The sequence below is a fragment of the Arthrobacter sp. FB24 genome (assembly GCF_000196235.1).
In the GTDB taxonomy this organism is placed as follows: Bacteria; Actinomycetota; Actinomycetes; order Actinomycetales; family Micrococcaceae; genus Arthrobacter.
Map to the genome: position 1 here is coordinate 60,020 of NC_008537.1, position 14,827 is coordinate 74,846.

General features: G+C 66.4%; 13 protein-coding genes. 4 read left to right on the forward strand and 9 right to left on the reverse strand.

The window, feature by feature from the left end; all coding sequences use genetic code 11:
* The first annotated feature begins 339 nt into the window (after positions 1 to 339).
* Both ARTH_RS21470 and ARTH_RS21475 read left to right on the forward strand, forming a co-directional pair.
* Positions 340 to 1,989 (forward strand): dolichyl-phosphate-mannose--protein mannosyltransferase, encoded by a 1,650-nt coding sequence (locus ARTH_RS21470; RefSeq protein ID WP_232223682.1) that lies wholly within the window; start codon positions 340 to 342, stop codon positions 1,987 to 1,989.
* A gap of 182 nt (positions 1,990 to 2,171) precedes the next feature.
* Positions 2,172 to 2,636: a hypothetical protein gene (locus ARTH_RS21475; protein ID WP_232223683.1), complete on the forward strand. Its 465-nt coding sequence runs from the start codon at positions 2,172 to 2,174 to the stop codon at positions 2,634 to 2,636.
* A 70-nt stretch (positions 2,637 to 2,706) separates the two neighbouring features.
* Here ARTH_RS21475 and ARTH_RS24335 read toward each other — a convergent pair whose 3' ends face one another.
* From ARTH_RS24335 to ARTH_RS21505, 5 genes are all read right to left on the reverse strand, one after another.
* Positions 2,707 to 3,981 carry a copper resistance CopC family protein gene (locus ARTH_RS24335; protein ID WP_011689618.1) on the reverse strand — a complete coding sequence of 425 codons (1,275 nt, stop codon included), beginning with the start codon at positions 3,979 to 3,981 and terminating at the stop codon, positions 2,707 to 2,709.
* Positions 3,982 to 4,073: 92 nt separating this feature from the next.
* A complete protein-coding gene (locus tag ARTH_RS21490; protein WP_011689619.1) occupies positions 4,074 to 4,763 on the reverse strand; it encodes a DsbA family protein in 690 nt (229 codons plus the stop codon).
* Complete coding sequence (locus tag ARTH_RS21495) at positions 4,763 to 5,680, reverse strand: cation diffusion facilitator family transporter (protein WP_011689620.1); 918 nt, start codon at positions 5,678 to 5,680, stop codon at positions 4,763 to 4,765. Before ARTH_RS21495 ends, ARTH_RS21490 begins: the two co-directional genes overlap by 1 nt.
* Positions 5,677 to 6,054, reverse strand: a complete 378-nt coding sequence (locus ARTH_RS21500) for an ArsR/SmtB family transcription factor (RefSeq protein ID WP_011689621.1) — start codon at positions 6,052 to 6,054, stop codon at positions 5,677 to 5,679. Before ARTH_RS21500 ends, ARTH_RS21495 begins: the two co-directional genes overlap by 4 nt.
* Before the next feature lie 91 nt (positions 6,055 to 6,145).
* On the reverse strand, positions 6,146 to 8,239 hold the full coding sequence (locus ARTH_RS21505) for a cytochrome c oxidase assembly protein (RefSeq protein ID WP_011689622.1): 2,094 nt from the start codon (positions 8,237 to 8,239) through the stop codon (positions 6,146 to 6,148).
* 180 nt (positions 8,240 to 8,419) lie between these two features.
* Between ARTH_RS21505 and ARTH_RS21510 the strand changes: the two genes are divergently transcribed.
* Positions 8,420 to 8,839, forward strand: coding sequence for an ArsR/SmtB family transcription factor (locus ARTH_RS21510; RefSeq protein ID WP_011689623.1), 420 nt, complete (start codon positions 8,420 to 8,422; stop codon positions 8,837 to 8,839).
* A 31-nt stretch (positions 8,840 to 8,870) separates the two neighbouring features.
* Complete coding sequence (locus ARTH_RS21515) at positions 8,871 to 9,839, forward strand: cytochrome c oxidase assembly protein (protein ID WP_011689624.1); 969 nt, start codon at positions 8,871 to 8,873, stop codon at positions 9,837 to 9,839.
* 147 nt (positions 9,840 to 9,986) lie between these two features.
* On the opposite strand, the gene ARTH_RS21520 is transcribed toward ARTH_RS21515, so the two are convergent.
* From ARTH_RS21520 to ARTH_RS21535, 4 genes are all read right to left on the reverse strand, one after another.
* A complete protein-coding gene (locus ARTH_RS21520) occupies positions 9,987 to 12,542 on the reverse strand; it encodes a heavy metal translocating P-type ATPase (protein ID WP_011689625.1) in 2,556 nt (851 codons plus the stop codon).
* Between the two features lie 65 nt (positions 12,543 to 12,607).
* Positions 12,608 to 12,922, reverse strand: a complete 315-nt coding sequence (locus tag ARTH_RS21525; protein WP_011689626.1) for a TFIIB-type zinc ribbon-containing protein — start codon at positions 12,920 to 12,922, stop codon at positions 12,608 to 12,610.
* Positions 12,919 to 13,374 (reverse strand): ArsR/SmtB family transcription factor, encoded by a 456-nt coding sequence (locus ARTH_RS21530; RefSeq protein WP_156810873.1) that lies wholly within the window; start codon positions 13,372 to 13,374, stop codon positions 12,919 to 12,921. Before ARTH_RS21530 ends, ARTH_RS21525 begins: the two co-directional genes overlap by 4 nt.
* A gap of 139 nt (positions 13,375 to 13,513) precedes the next feature.
* Entirely contained in the window at positions 13,514 to 14,248 is a 735-nt protein-coding gene (locus ARTH_RS21535; protein ID WP_011689628.1) for a ZIP family metal transporter, read from the reverse strand.
* Between the last annotated feature and the right edge of the window lie 579 nt (positions 14,249 to 14,827).

A 14,827-nucleotide genomic window follows, 5' to 3' on the forward strand; every position in this document is an offset into this window, starting at 1 on the left:
TGGGCCTTTCCATCGAACAGCCTTTCCCGACGCATAGCCGGGACACCCCCGCGGCAAGCGATTCGCAACAGGACAATGCGGGCCATGGCCAATATCTTCATTGACGGGGCGCATTCCCAGCGAACCGTAAGGTTCAGGCAGGCATAATAGAGCGGAGCTTCGGTCAACCGCTATTTGACCGGAGCTTCGCCAATTGAGCGGCGCCAGGGCCCGCGCCCGCCTGTCGCAGTGCTCCACGGGACCGAATGTAGAGGGACTGAAAAAATCGTCTCAGGTGATACCCGCGCGCAGACCCCTGTACCTCCTGTCGAGGCCAGCCCGGCCCCTCTGAAACAGCCGGTGTCAGGGACGAGGGGACGGAACCTTGAGGGCTACCGGTGGATCCGCCGGCCTCAGGAAGCATTCACGGAAAGCGCCCTGCAGGAACGTCTGCTTGGTGGCATCCGTTCATGGCGCGACTATCCGCCTTCGCTGCGGCTGTGGTTCTGGCTGATTCCGGCCATCACCGCCGCGATCGGCGGCGTCCTCCGCTTCGTCCGCCTCGACACTCCGCACAGCCTGGTGTTCGACGAAAACTATTACGTCAAGGACGCGTACTCGCTGCTGGTGAGCGGGTACGAACGCAGCTGGCCGGACGAGGCCAATGTCTCCTTCAATGCCGGTAACCCCGCCGTGGTGTTGGACACCCCCCAGTACGTGGTCCACCCGCCGGTCGGCAAGTGGATGATCGCGGCAGGAATGTGGCTGTTCGGGCCCGACAACCCCCTCGGCTGGCGGTTCGGCGCCGCCTTGACCGGAACGCTGTCCATCCTCATGATCACTCTGATCGCGCAGAAACTCTTCCACTCGCTGACGTTAGGGGCCGTCGCCGGCCTTCTGCTGGCAGTGGACGGGCACCATCTGGTGATGTCCAGGACCTCCCTGCTGGACATCTTCCTGATGTTCTGGCTCCTCGCTGCTTTCGGGGCGCTCGTGATGGACCGCGACGACGGCAGACGCCGGCTCGCCGCCAGGCTGGGGCGCCAGTCCGCCGCTGCCACGGATGGCCGGCCGTCCGTGCTTCAGCTGGTTTCCGGACCGTGGCTTGGCATCCGCTGGTGGCGCGTCGCGGCGGGAGTCTGCCTGGGCCTGGCCGTGGGCACCAAGTGGTCCGCGTTGTTCTTCCTGGCCGGCTTCGGGCTCCTGACCGTCTTCTGGGACCTGAGCGCGCGCCGGATCGCGGGCGTCCGCGGCTGGATCACCGGCGGCATCATCAAGGACGGAATTCCTGCTTTCCTGGGCATCGTCCCGGTCGCCGTCCTCGTATATGTGTCCACGTGGACCGGCTGGTTCCAGTCGAAGGATGCGTATTTCCGCCAGTGGGCCGACACCAACCCCTCAGCCCAGTGGGGGTGGATCCCGGGCCCGCTGCGGTCCCTGGCCCACTACCACCTGGAAGCGTACAAGTTCCATCAGGGACTTAGCTCCGACCACCCCTACGAGGCCAGCGCCTGGAGCTGGCTGGTGATGGGCCGGCCCACGTCGTTTTTCTACGAGTCCCCCAAGCAGGGAAGCCCCGGCTGCGACGTTGCCAGCTGCAGTTCGGCCATCCTCTCGGTGGGCAATCCCCTGATCTGGTGGAGCGCCACGGTTTCGCTGGTCATCCTGCTGTTCTGGTGGGCCGGGCGCCGCGACTGGCGGGCCGGCGCTATCCTGGCCGGGGTTGGTGCGGGCTACCTCCCGTGGTTCCTGTACCCGGAACGCACCATGTTCACTTTCTACGCCGTGTCCTTTGAACCATTTCTGATACTTGCCCTGACCTACTGCCTGGGACTGGTGCTCGGACGGCGGCACGACCCGCTGTGGCGCCGGCGTTCCGGGCTCTACCTCGTGGCATTGTTTGTGGCCGGAGCAGTGCTGCTCTCGGCGTTCTTCTATCCCGTCTGGACCGGGGAAATCATCCCGTACCAGGACTGGCGCTTCCGGATGTGGATGCCGTCCTGGATCTAGGGCACAAGGCCGGCGACCCCCTAAACCGCAGCAACGCGGCCGGCAGGGGACTTCGCCAACTTGGTAATCTGTTCAGGCGTTCCTGTAACGTCGCTGGAGGAGGTTAACGCTGCGTGTGCCTCCAGCTTTGCGCCCTGCCGCTTTCGGCGCGGTTGCATCAGCCCCGACTCTCCCAAGGATCCATGAAAACGATGACTTCAGCCGACGAGGAACGCCAGAACCCCCCGCACCCCGGACCCGGCACGGGCCCGGACGCAGGGATGCCGCTGGGCGCCCGGCGCCTGGTGCTCATTGGCGGGCTTTGCGTCCCGGTCGGACTGGTCGCCGGGCCCTACCTGCTTGGTCTTCAGCTGCTGGCTGTCGGCGGTGTCGTGGTCGTGGCCGTGGCATTGTCATACGGCCCTGGCCGGGCATGGTTCTGGAGGTGGTCCTGGCTTACGGCGGCCGCGGGCGCTCTCTGGATGGCAGCCACCATCGCATACTGGGGGACCATCGTCGCCGCGGCAGATGCGTCCGCGCCACTGTCGGGCTGGTCCCCGGTGTTATTTAACATCGGTGCCGGAGGTCTTGTCATCATGGCCGCCGCCGCCGCCGGTGGGGCGCTGGCGCGGTACCGTTCCCGCCGGGCGGCGGCCGCGGCGGCCTGACGCCCGGGCCCGACCCCGGTACCGGATAGTCCGGTCGCCGGGGTCAGGCCGGGGAGTGCGTGCCGGGGCTTTAGGAGTTCCTGTTCCTGTCCCGCCTGCGGCGGCCCAGGAAGAGGATACCGGCCAGCGCGGCGATAACGGCGGCCGCTATGCCCAGCGTCATCAGCGCATTGTCGTTGTTGGGTGGTGCGGCCCGTTCAAACTCCGTGGTGCCTGGCGCGGCGGATGCCGGAGTCGGTACCGGCGAAGGTGCCGCCGATGCCGGCGAAGGTGCCGCCGATGCGGTTCGGGCAGGGTCCTGAACCGTGTAGGAGTAACTTCCGTCAATCGGGTGTCCGTCGGAGGAAACGGCCCGCCACAGCACTTTGTGAGGCCCGTTGGCCCCGGGGACGACCGTGGTGGAAATCGTTGCGCCGGCGACGGTCACTTTCCCGTCGCTGAGCGTTTTTCCCTCGCCGTCGGTAACGGTGATCACGCTGAGGTTCAAGCTTTTCGAATCGGTCGGCGGCTCCGAGAGGGTGAGCGAGACCGTCCCCGGCGCGGAGGTCACGGTAGCGTCCGCGGCCGGGGACGTGGACTGAAGGGCGTCGTGGGCCAGTGCCGGTCCTGCGGCAACCGCAGGGATAAGCAGCCCGGCGGCCAGTGCCAGGCCTAGACGGACGCGTTGTTTTTGGATCAGGTTCATGGTGGGGTCTTCAATTCTGGATCGTCGGAGAATGGCTGGCAAGGCCGCATGGCGGCCGACCTCCAGCGGCGGTCCCCGGGCCGGAACCTCCCCGAGTGCACTCCCCCGCCGCGCGGGCCGCCTGCCGCCGATGACGGCCAGGCGCAACACCGGCAGCATGCCCCCCGGAACCGGTGGCTCAATCAGGATCCGCAGCCACGCCGCCAATGCCCACAACGATGCCTCTGTCCGGGCGAGCACGAGAGCGGTGGCAAGCGTGGCCAGAACGTGCAGGCCAAGCATGGCAGCGGCGGGATCTGCGGCCGGCGTGACCTGAATGAAGGTCTCAGGTCCGGGCACGGGAAGGATCGGCCCGCCGTGCACGTGGGCCGCAGGCCGCGCGGCCGATACCGCCGGACCGGACAAGGCAGAGAAGACCTGGTGAACAGCGAACTGTCCCGCAAGGAGATACCCGGCAAGCGCCGGGGCGGTCATTTTGGCCCCGGTCAGCGGTGCTGCGGCCAAAGTCGCCAGCGCTGCCAGCGCTGCCAGCGCTGCGAGGACCTGCGGTGCCGGCAGTTCCCCGCCGGCGGAAACATGCGCAGCCGCCGCGAGGGAGAGAACCGTCCCGGCGACGGCAAGGGCCCGCGGGATCCGCAACGGGGCACGCGGAACATTCACTGTGCCGGGATCCTTCCTTGAACATCAGCTTTGCGTTGCCCAGGAAATTTGGGCCGAACGCGTCCGCCGACCGCCGTGCCCGGTCGGGGGACCTATTTGGTGGCGTCGGTGAGTTTCTGGCGAAACTGTTCTTCGGTGTTAAGGACGAGTTTTTCGCCGTTGAGGAAGAACGTTGGCGTGCCGGTCACTCCCAGCGCTTTGCCGTCGGCGACGTCTTTACGGATCCGGTCAATGGTTTTTTCGTCCGCTACGGCGGCGTCGTACGTGGCCAGGTCCAGGCCCATTTCCTGCGCATAGGTCCTGAACAGGGGTGCCTGGGAGTCCTGCTTTTCGCCCCATTGCGGCTGGGTGTCGAACATTTTGGTGTACATCTGCTCGTATTTGCCCTGCTGCGCGGCGGCTTCCACGGCCAGGGCCGCGGTGCCGGAGTTCCGGTGCCCGGGAAGGGGGAAGTAGCGGTTGACGAAGGTGATCCGGTCGCCGAATTCCTTTTTCAGGTCTTCCACGAGCGGCTGCGCCGCGCGGCAGGATTCGCATTCGAAATCCAGGAACTCGACCAGCTGGGCTTTCTCTGTGGTGGGTGTGGTGACGCGGTGGCTGTCCTCGCGGACGAGTTGGGCTTCGGCTACCGGCTGCGGTGCTGGTGGTGCCTGCTTGGCGGCGGTGAAGACCGCGTACCAGATCACGCCGGCGGTGACGATGACGCCCAGGAGGATCCAGAGGACCAGGCGGACCTTTTTCGCGGGGTCCGGCGGGGCGGGGGCTGTCGTGGTGTGTGTCATCAGTGGTGGATGCTTTCCTGGTCGCGGTGGGCGGCGGGTTCGATTTGAAAGGTGGAGTGTTCGACGCTGACGTCGAAGTGTTCGGCCACGCAGCTCTGCAGGTCCGCCAGGATGGTCGCGGCGTGCCCGTCCGTCATGCAGCCGTCCTCGACCGTGACGTGCGCCGACAAGACGGGTGTCCCGGAGGCGACGAGGGAGGCGTGCAGGTCGTGGACGTCGATCACGTGCGGCAGGGCCAGGATGTGCTCGCGGACCAGGGCCATGTCCAGGCCCTGCGGGGCGTTTTCCATCAGCACGTTAACGGTGTCCCGGAGCAGCTTGAGCGTACGGGGAATGATCAGGACACCGATCAGCAGGGACACGACGGCGTCGGCCTGGACCCAGCCGGTGACGGCAATGATGATCGCCGCGACAATCACGGCCACCGACCCCAGCGCATCGTTGAGCACTTCCAGGAACGCGGCCTTCATGTTGAAGTTGTGGTTCCGGCCCGAGGCCAGAACAATGAGCCCCACGGCGTTGCCGGCAAGGCCGATGACGCCGAACCACAACATCGTTCCGCCTCCGATTTCGGGTGGCTCGATGAGGCGGCGGATGCCCTCAACGATGACAAACCCGCCGACGCCCAGCAGCAAGGCAGCCTGCCCGGCCGCGGCGATGATTTCTGCGCGCTTGTACCCCCAGGTCCGTTTGGCCGTGGCCGGCTTCAGTGCCAGCGAGGCGGCGATCAGGGCGATGAGCAGCCCGGTCGAGTCGGTGAACATGTGGCCCGCGTCGGCCAGGAGCGCCAGGCTGCCGGTGAGGACCGAGCCGATGATCTCCGCGATCATCACGGTGAACGTGATGACGAAGACGAGAATGAGTTTGCTGCGGTTACCCGCGGCGGCCGCGCCATGGTCGTGATCGTGCCCGCTCATGGGCCTACCTTCGTCATGCGTTCCTGGCCGGTCAGCGGGGACGGCTTGTCCTGGGGACAATCGGGCTCGGCACAGCTGCAGATCGGGTCGACGGTCAGGATTGTGCCGAGCAGGTCATCCAGGGCGTGCACCAGTCGCGGGTCCGAGAGTCGGTATTGGACCCGTCGTCCTGCGGGGTCCCCGGCCACCAACCCGCAGTCGCGCAGACAGGCCAGGTGGTTGGAGAGGATCTGGCGGCTGACTCCGATCCGGTCGGCAAGTTCCGAGGGGCACGCCGGGCCGGATTTGAGTTCGAGCAGGATGGCTGCCCGGGTCGGGTCGGCCAGTGCCTTGCCGAAGCGTGCCAGAACATCGGGCGTGGACAGTATGCGCATTTCCCGGATAATACAGTGATTTCTGGATTCGGAGCATTTCGTGTTCTGTCCGGCTGGCAGTTGGGTGCCGGGGCGGAGGGGTCGCAGTGCGCTAGTTGGCCCGGTCATGGGTCCGGTCCGTTGCGGTGCTGCGTTCCTCGAGGCGGGCGAGCATGGCGTTGTAGGCGGTGAGGTCGGCGTCGTTGTTCCGGGCTGCGGCACGGTCGGTGCGCCGGGTTTCGCGGGCATCGGACCGTGACCACATGACCGCCACGCCGAGGGCAATCAGCACGGTGGGGATCTCGCCGATACCCCAAGTGATCGCACCGGCCATCTGCTGATCCTCCAGCGCCGGCAGCCCCCAGTCCCGCCCCAGACCGGTGAACCAGTCCGACTGGATCAGGGTGGTTGAGCCCATCAGGGTCACGCCGAAGAAGGCGTGGAAAGCCATGGTGGCCAGTAGCAGCAGCAGCCGCAGCGGGTAGGGCGCACGGCGCGGAACAGGGTCGGTGCCGATCATGGATAGAACAAAGAGGTAGCCGGTGATAACGAAATGGACCGTCATTAGTTCATGCCCGACGTGTTCACGGAGGGCGAAGCCGAACGCGTCGGAGTAGTAAAAGAGAACGATGGATCCGGCGAAGTTGGCGGCAACGAACAAAGGGTGGGTCACGATGGCGGCCACCCGTGAATGGACCAGAACCATGATCCATTCCCTGGGGCCGCGGGAACTGTCATGCCGTGGGGCCAGTGTTCGAAGCGCGAGGGTGACCGGGGACCCGAGGACGAGGAACACCGGGACGACCATGGTTAGAGCCATGTGGTCCAGCATGTGGGCGCTGAACAGGACCCTGCCGTAGACAGACGGACCGCCTGAGGTGAAGAACACCAGTGCGGCCAGGCCGGTCAGCCACAGCAGCGACCGGGCCCAGGGCCAGGTGTCACCGCGGACCCGGAGGCGCCGCGCGGCCCGCAGATACAGATAAGCGCCGGTCACGGCCACGGCGATCCAGAGCCAGTCCGGCCGCCAGACGGTGAACCACCGCTCTGCAGTCAGCTCCGGGGGCAGCAGGTAGCCGGTGAGGATCTCTGCCGGCGTCAGGGCCGGCCGGATGTCCTCTCCCCCGGGCGGAGGCGTCCGGCTCAGGGCCGCGGCCAGGCCGCTGGCCGCGCCCATTATCAAAAGCTCCACGACGATGAAGCGCCACAGCAACCGGGTGTGCGTCCCGGGTCCGGGCTTCAGGGACAGCTGCGGGAGGATTCGTCGGCGGTGCAGTAAGCCGATGGCGCCCAAAACGAGGGCGGCAGCTGTCTTGCCCAGAAGGAGGACGCCGTAAGGCGAGGCCAGCCCCGCGGGGAGGTCGATGCGGATGGCGGCGTTGATGATGCCGGAGGCGACCACGAGGATGAAAGCGAAACCGGCCAGGGTAGAAAACCGTTCCAGGACCGCCGCGGTGTCCTTGCCAAAGGCAGTCCCTCCGACCGTCAGCGCAATCAGCCCACCCAGCCACAAGCACACCCCCACCAGATGAAGGCCCAGGGAGTTGATGGCCTGCTCGTGGTCGCTGCCGCCGGCAGCGTGCCCGATGAGGATCATTGGAAGGAGCCCGGCCAGGGACAGCAACGCCGCAGCGGCGAGTCCGCCGCGGGACCGGAGACCGAACGTGAGCGTCGATACCGACGCGGAAATGATGACCACCCACAGCCACGCTGTCCCTGTCGGCAACTCGGTGATGTAGGAGGCCAGCTGGGAGGCGTATTCGCTGCTGCCGGAGATGGGGATGCCGGTGATGTCGGAGAAACTGAAGACCAGGACGGCCATGGCGGACAGCGTCCAGAGCACGCTGGCCGTGGACGCCAGCACCATGATGCGGGTGAACGCGGGGTGCTCCACCGCCGCAGAGACCGGTCCCCTTCGGCCGGGGTTCCCGCGCCCCGGACCCCGCAGCGCCGGCGGGATGATGCAGGCAGCGAAAACGAGGGCGCCGATGGTTGCGGCGGCGGCGGTGTTCTGGAGAGTCTGGGCGATCCCGTAGCCCCAGCGCACCAGAGCTCCCGGGTCCCGGGTTTCCGGAGGCAGGGCGGCGCTGCCGTATGCACTGGCCGCCAGGACCGCCACCACCGCAATGACACCGGCAACGGCGAGCCACACCAACCGCGGCGAAACCGTCGGCGTGTTGGCAGAGGCGGGGGCTTTCAACGCCACAATGCATCCTCAAAGTCGTGGGTCCGGACTCGCTGCCGTGTACAGCCGCAGGCGGTGCCGGCGCACTGCCGGTCTCAACCAGATTATCTGTAGAGTTGTTCACACGTTAAACGGACGCCCGGGGTAGTCCCCCGCCGCGGAGTAAATGCGAAGCATTAGCATTAGAGGTAATCTTGACAAATGACCACAAGCTCACGGCCCCCGACACCTGCCGGCCAGGTCAGCGAATGCTCCCTCCGCCTGGTGGATGCCGACAAAGTCAAACAGGTCCGCTCCCGGATGCCCGCGGAGGCCGAGGTCGCGGACCTTGCCGTCATCTTCGGCTTGCTCTCGGATCCGGGACGGGTCCGGATCCTCATCGCCCTGCTCGAAGGCGAAATGTGCGTCTGCGATCTGGCCGCCACCACGGGCCTGAGCGAATCCGGCGTCTCACATGCCCTGAGGCTGCTGCGCGGACCACGCGTGGTGACCGTCCGGCGCGCCGGCAGGATGGCCTATTACTCGCTGGCGGACGCCCACGTCCGCATGCTCCTGGACCTGGGCCTGACACATGTCGGGCACACCGGGCAGGACAGACTGAAAATGGTCGCCGGACGCTAACGCACCCGGCACGCCGGATCCGGGTGCCGTGATGACGGAACCGGAAATCGACGGGCCCGTCTGGATCCCGACGCTGCCCCCTTCGCTGGCCGAATACTTGGCTCCCAACCTGCAGCCCATACCATTGATACCGGCTCTGGCCGCTCTCGGCGCGCTGCTGTATCTCGCCGGTGCCATAAGTCTCTGGCGGCAGGGTCGGCGCTGGTCGCCGGTCCGCACCGCATCCTTCCTAACCGGCTCCCTGGCCATCATCGTGGTCATGGGCGCCGGGATCGAAGGCTACGGGCTGCGGATGTTCTCAATCTTCATGTTCCAGCAGTTGACGCTGATGATGGCCGTGCCGCCGCTGCTGGTAATCGGCTCCCCCGGGACGCTGCTGTTGCGGGCTACACCTCACTTCGGGCCGGGCCGGGTGGTCCTGCGCGCCGCCATTTGGGGTCTCCGCTCCCGCTGGGGCCGGCTGGCGATCCACCCGGCCTTCATGGTGCCGCTGTTTCTGCTCAGCTTCTACGGCGTGTACTTCTCCGGTACTGCGGATCTCCTCCTGCCCAGCTGGTACGGGCACGTCGGACTCGAGTTGCTGTTCCTGGCCGCCGGTATATTGTTCACGGTTCCGCTGATCTCAGCGGACCCGCTGCCGACGCGCCAAAGCCATTTCGGCCGGATGATCGATATGTTCGCCGAAATGCCCCTGCACGCGTTCTTCGGCGTCGTCCTCATGATGGCCACCGCGCCGATGATCGACTTCTTCTCCACACCTCCCCCGCAATGGAACGTCAACCCCATGACGGACCAGGGAGTCGCCGGCGGCCTGGCCTGGTCCTACGGGGAACTGCCCGGGGTCCTGATGCTCATGTTCATCCTGGTCCGCTGGCAGCGGGATGAGGCCAAAGGCTGGGTCCGCTCAGACCGGGCCGCCACGACGGAGGGCACTCCGGAGCTGGACGCGTATAACGACTACCTTCAGCAGCTGGCCCGCCGGCCGGAACGCCGCCGGTGATCCTCACCGCCCCTGCCCCGGTCTTGCCGGTTGCTCCGGACGAGATGAGTGGTCTATGGGCTTCCCGTGCGACTTATCCGGCCGCGTCTCCAGCCTGCGCGCAGGAATTCACTCGCCGGGACGGGTAGGGCGCGGCGTTCTTCGTTCTTAGTCAGGACGCCGTGCCATCACCGGCTCTACGGGTGCGCCCGAGGGCCTGACGGATTCCTCCTCCGTTGCCGGTTCGCGGTAGGCGAGGAGGCGGAGGGCGTTGGCGACGACGAGCAGGGTGGATCCTTCGTGGATCAGGACGGCGAGGCCGATGCCGATGGTCCCGGTGATAGTTGCCGGGATCAGGACAGCAACGACCCCCAGGCTTGCCCAGAGGTTCTGGCGGATGATCCGGCTGGAGCGCCGGCTGAGGTTCACGGCGAAGGGGAGCCGCTCGAGGTCATCTCCCATGAGCGCGACGTCGGCGGTTTCCATGGCCACGTCCGAGCCGGCGGCGCCCATGGCGATCCCGACGGTGGCATTCGCCATCGCGGGTGCGTCGTTGACGCCGTCGCCGACCATGGCGACCTTGTGTTCCCTGGTGCGCAGCTCGATCACTGCCTTGACTTTGTCTTCAGGCATCAGGTCACCGCGGGCCTCGTCGAGTCCGAGTTGTCCGGCGACGGCGTCCGCTACGGTCTGGTTGTCTCCGGAGAGCATGATCATGTGACGGATGCCGGCCTGGCGCAGCCGGGAAACGACCTGTTGCGCGGAGGCGCGGGGGGTGTCCATGAGGCCGAGGACGCCGAGGTACCGGGTCCCCCGGCGGATGACCATGGTGGTCCGCCCGGATGCCTCGAGCCGGGCTGTCGATTCCGTGATTTCCGCAGGTAACGGTGCGCCGCCGATCTCGCTGAAGAGCCGTTGCTTGCCGATATGGATCTCTTCACCGTCGATCAGGGCGCTGACGCCGCGGCCGGTAATGCTGGCGGCCGCACCGGCCTTGAGCAGCGGCGTCCCGTCGAGCCGGGCGCGCGCGGCCTGCACGATGGCGGCGGCCAGCGGGTGATCGCTCTGTGATTCGACGGCGAGGGCGACGCTGAGCAGTTCGGATTCCGTGACCCCGTCGACGGGTTCGACGTCGGTCATTTCCGGTTTGCCCTCGGTGAGGGTTCCGGTTTTGTCGAAGGCTATCGCGCGCAGGGTACCGAGGTTCTCCAGCGCGCCGCCGCCCTTGATGAGCAGGCCGCCGCGCGCGGCCCGGGCGAGCCCGCTCAGGACAGCACTCGGGGTCGAGATTGCCAGAGCGCAGGGACTGGCGGCGACGAGAACCGCCATGGCGCGGTACAGGGTGGCGGAGAACGGTTCGTCAATGACGAGGCCGGCGAACAGCAGCACGACGACCAAGGTCAGGACCGCGGGTACGAACACCCGCTGGAACCGGTCGGTGAAGCGCTGGGTGGGTGAGGTCTGGGCCTGGGCTTCGCTGACCATCCGCACGACCCGGGCGAGCGTGGAATCCTTGGACAGCCGGGTGACCTCGATTTCCAGGACGCCGGGCCCGTTGACGGTGCCGGCGTAGATCCGGCTTTCCGCGGGGATGTCCTGGCCGCTGCGGGGCGTTCCCGGGTTGATCGGGGTCTTGTCCACCGGGATGCTCTCGCCGGTCACGGCGGCCTGATCGACGCTGCTGTGGCCGACAGTGACGAAACCGTCGGAGGGGATGCGGGTGTTCGGTTTGATGATGACCGTGTCGCCGAGCCGGAGCTGTCCGACCGGGATTTCCTGCTCAGTTCCGTCGCGCTTCACGACCGCGGTGGCGGGGGCGAGTTCGGCCAGTGCCTGGATCGCCCGCCGTGCCCGGCCCATGGCATAGCTTTCCAGGGCGTGTCCGATGCTGAACAAGGCCAGCAGCAGGGCGCCCTCGGCCAGGTCCCCGAGCACGGCCGCGCCGGCGGCCGCGACCAGCATCAAAAAGTCGATTTCGAACCGTTTGGCCATCACCGTCTGGATGGCTTCCTTGAGCGTGTAGTAGCCGCCAAAGAAATACGCCGCGATGTACAGGGCCGTCGAGACGGCGTCCGGCACCGCAGGGCTCAGCCCGAGGAAGAAGCCCGTCGCGAGCGTCAGGGCGCACAGCACGGCGAAGATCAGTTCGCTGCGCTCCCCGAAGATCCCGCCGTGCTTATGGTCATGATCTTGATGCTTTTCATGCGCTTGGGCCTCCGGAACGGCAGCTGCGGCGCCGCCGGGCTCAGCGGCCTCAGGGCCTTCTGCGGCGCGGGGCCGGCTGGTGCGCGGTGGTGTCCCGAAGCGCTCCAGCAGGTCCACGATCGCCGGATCCGAGGTTTGGTCGGCGAAGTATTCGACCGCGACGGAACCTGTCGGAGAGACGTGGGCTTCGGCGATCCCGGCAGTGTTGCGCAGCCGCTGTTCCAGCAGCTGGGCCCGGGCGGGCCGTGACACGCCGTCCACGTCGAGGCTGAGGTGTCCGAAGTCGCTGTCGACCCGGGCACCCAGGGACAGGGCGAGTTCCCGGATGCGTTGCAGGCTGATGATGTCGGGTTCGAAATGCACGCACAGCTGCGCCGCGGCTTCCCCTTCTTTGACGTGGGCGCTGATGACGCCCTCACGGGCCTGCAGGCCGACGGTGAGGCGCCGGACGCAGGCATCCTTTTCGTCCAGCGCCTCGGGAAGCACTGTGTTCAGGTCAAGTTGTGTGTCGGTGGCCATGGGTGCCGTTCTTGGATTCGGGACACGAGGTCCGCTGCGGATGGAAAACCGGGGCGTGTCAGGTCTTACCCGAAGAGGTCCCCGAGGAATCCGCCGCGCTTGCGGCCATCGTGCCTGTCCCCGTGGCCGGAACCGCGGCCGTCGTGGCCACCGTGATGGCCCTCCCTGCGGTCAGAACCTTGCGGCTGGCCGAATCCCGGGCCGGGGGCCGGTGGTGCGTAGAAGGAGCTTTCGGCATCTATCAGGGACTCCAGTTCGCCGCGGTCCAGGAAAATGCCGCGGCACCCGGTGCATTGATCGATGACGATGCCGTTGCGTTCGTAGGGGCGCATTTCTGCCCCGCATTTGGGGCAGGTCAGAGCGGCGGGTAAAACGTTCATGAGGGCTCCTGATGGATAGGGTGCATGGCTGGTTCGGAACCGGCCGGGACGGCTGAGCTGGTGGCCGGAGAGTGGCCGACGTGAGTGATGGCCAAATCAAGAAGCATCCTGACGTGGCTGTCATCGAGCCGGTAGAAAACGTGTCGGCCCGCGCGGCGGCCCGCAACGACGCGCTGCGCCCGCATGAGCCGAAGTGCCTGGCTCACCGAGGATTCACTGAGCCCGCTCACCGAAGCCAGATCATGGACACAGACCTCACCTGCTTCAAGCAAAGCGGCCAGAATCCGGATACGGCCGGGGTCGGCCATCAGCCGGAACACCTCTGCGAGGCGCACCACGTCGGCCGCGGACGGCAAGGAATTACGGAGGGCATCGACACTCGCTACTTCGCCGGCCAACCGGGGCCCGGACACCCCGTGGGGGCTTCGAAGAGGCCGAACATGAGTGTTCATATGAACACATTATCATTTGTTCAGATATTAGCCATGGGACAGGATCTATCAACGACCGGGTAAGAGTGGGGCGTGGCGGACCAGGCGGTTGAAGATCGCGTGGTCGGGGGATGCAGAGGTGCCCGGATCCCTAGGCAGCCTAGAGGCCGGCCATGACATAGATGGTGAGGAAGCCGAGGAAAAACATGGCGCCCAGGAAGGCGGTTTCGGCGTGCTCGTGGGCCTCAGTCAGTAGTTCCTCGACGACCAGGTACAGGAGTGCGGCGGCACCGAAGGCAAGTACCAGAGCCAGGGTTTGGTTGCTGGTACCGCCGAGGGCAGCCGCTCCACCAACGGCTCCGACGCCCGTGAGCAGGCCCAGACTGCTGGTCGTGGCTACCGCCCGGGTCTGCGACAGGCCGTTCCGGGTCAGGTTGATCGTGACGGACAGGCCTATGAAGAGTATTTCGATGGTCAGAGCAATCGTCAGGATCAGGCCCTGTCGCGCACCGAGCGACGCCCCCAGGCCGACGAGGATGCCGTCCAGGAGCAGGTCGATTCCCACGGCCGCGAGCAAGCCCACCGGCAGCCCGGACCCGGGCGTTTCCTGCTTCTTCTCGAGCCGCCGGCCGAGCGCGCCAAGAGTCAGCATGACCGCCGTGCCAGCAACGAACCCGGTGATGGCCCAGGGCAGGCTTCCTTCGTTCCGCAGGTCTGGAAGCACCTCACCGGCCAGTGCTGCCATCACGACCCCCGCGGCGAAATGCTGGACAGCGCTGGTGGTCTTCGGGCCCGGGGGACGCAGAACGGCGACGACGGAGCCGATGATGGCCGCCGCCACGGGGAAGGCCACAAAAACTGCGGCATCGGCAACGGCCGCTGATGTTCCTGTCATGATGTCATCTCCCGAAGCTTGTGCCATGTGACCGAGGCGTGGGTTTGATGATGGAGCGGCTGGCCCGAGAGGGCCTCCATCCGAGGTACGGCGCGCACGGTGGCATCACCACCAGCGAGACCAGTCCACGATGGCAGGGTACCTTCCCCTTTCGCCGGCAGGGGCCCATTCCGCGGTCTTTTGAGCAATATCGGACAATCATGATTTGGCTCGCCCCTCAGAGGGGTCGTCCAGGCTTCGGCTGCTGCGGTGATTGGCGCTTTCAGGGTGCTTTCGACGAAATGCCCAGAATTCGGGCGATGACCTGACCCTGCTTGTCCAAAACGCGGGTCGCAGGGACAGCCCGCGGGAGGACGAACCGGGTCATCGACGGCAGGATGCCGCCAACATTGTCATCAAAGCTGAGGGAAGCCCGCGGAGAAGGTCCGTTCGAAGGCCACTGCGGTCGGGCGTCGTCGCGGGCATTGACCCCGTAGAACTGAACGCCCTCGTCTTTGGAATCCTTATGGATGCGGACAGGTCCGGCGGCTCGGCACGGCCGGGACTGCAGGCTACATGCCGGACGTTCAGCAAAACGAC

Coding starts and splice junctions, on each gene's coding strand:
- ARTH_RS21475 (WP_232223683.1), top strand. CDS start 2,172: ATGAAAACGATGACTTCAGCCGACGAGGAACGCCAGAACCCCCCGCAC.
- ARTH_RS21490 (WP_011689619.1), bottom strand. CDS start 4,763: ATGACACACACCACGACAGCCCCCGCCCCGCCGGACCCCGCGAAAAAG.
- ARTH_RS21495 (WP_011689620.1), bottom strand. CDS start 5,680: ATGAGCGGGCACGATCACGACCATGGCGCGGCCGCCGCGGGTAACCGC.
- ARTH_RS21500 (WP_011689621.1), bottom strand. CDS start 6,054: ATGCGCATACTGTCCACGCCCGATGTTCTGGCACGCTTCGGCAAGGCA.
- ARTH_RS21510 (WP_011689623.1), top strand. CDS start 8,420: ATGACCACAAGCTCACGGCCCCCGACACCTGCCGGCCAGGTCAGCGAA.
- ARTH_RS21515 (WP_011689624.1), top strand. CDS start 8,871: ATGACGGAACCGGAAATCGACGGGCCCGTCTGGATCCCGACGCTGCCC.
- ARTH_RS21520 (WP_011689625.1), bottom strand. CDS start 12,542: ATGGCCACCGACACACAACTTGACCTGAACACAGTGCTTCCCGAGGCG.
- ARTH_RS21525 (WP_011689626.1), bottom strand. CDS start 12,922: ATGAACGTTTTACCCGCCGCTCTGACCTGCCCCAAATGCGGGGCAGAA.
- ARTH_RS21530 (WP_156810873.1), bottom strand. CDS start 13,374: ATGAACACTCATGTTCGGCCTCTTCGAAGCCCCCACGGGGTGTCCGGG.
- ARTH_RS21535 (WP_011689628.1), bottom strand. CDS start 14,248: ATGACAGGAACATCAGCGGCCGTTGCCGATGCCGCAGTTTTTGTGGCC.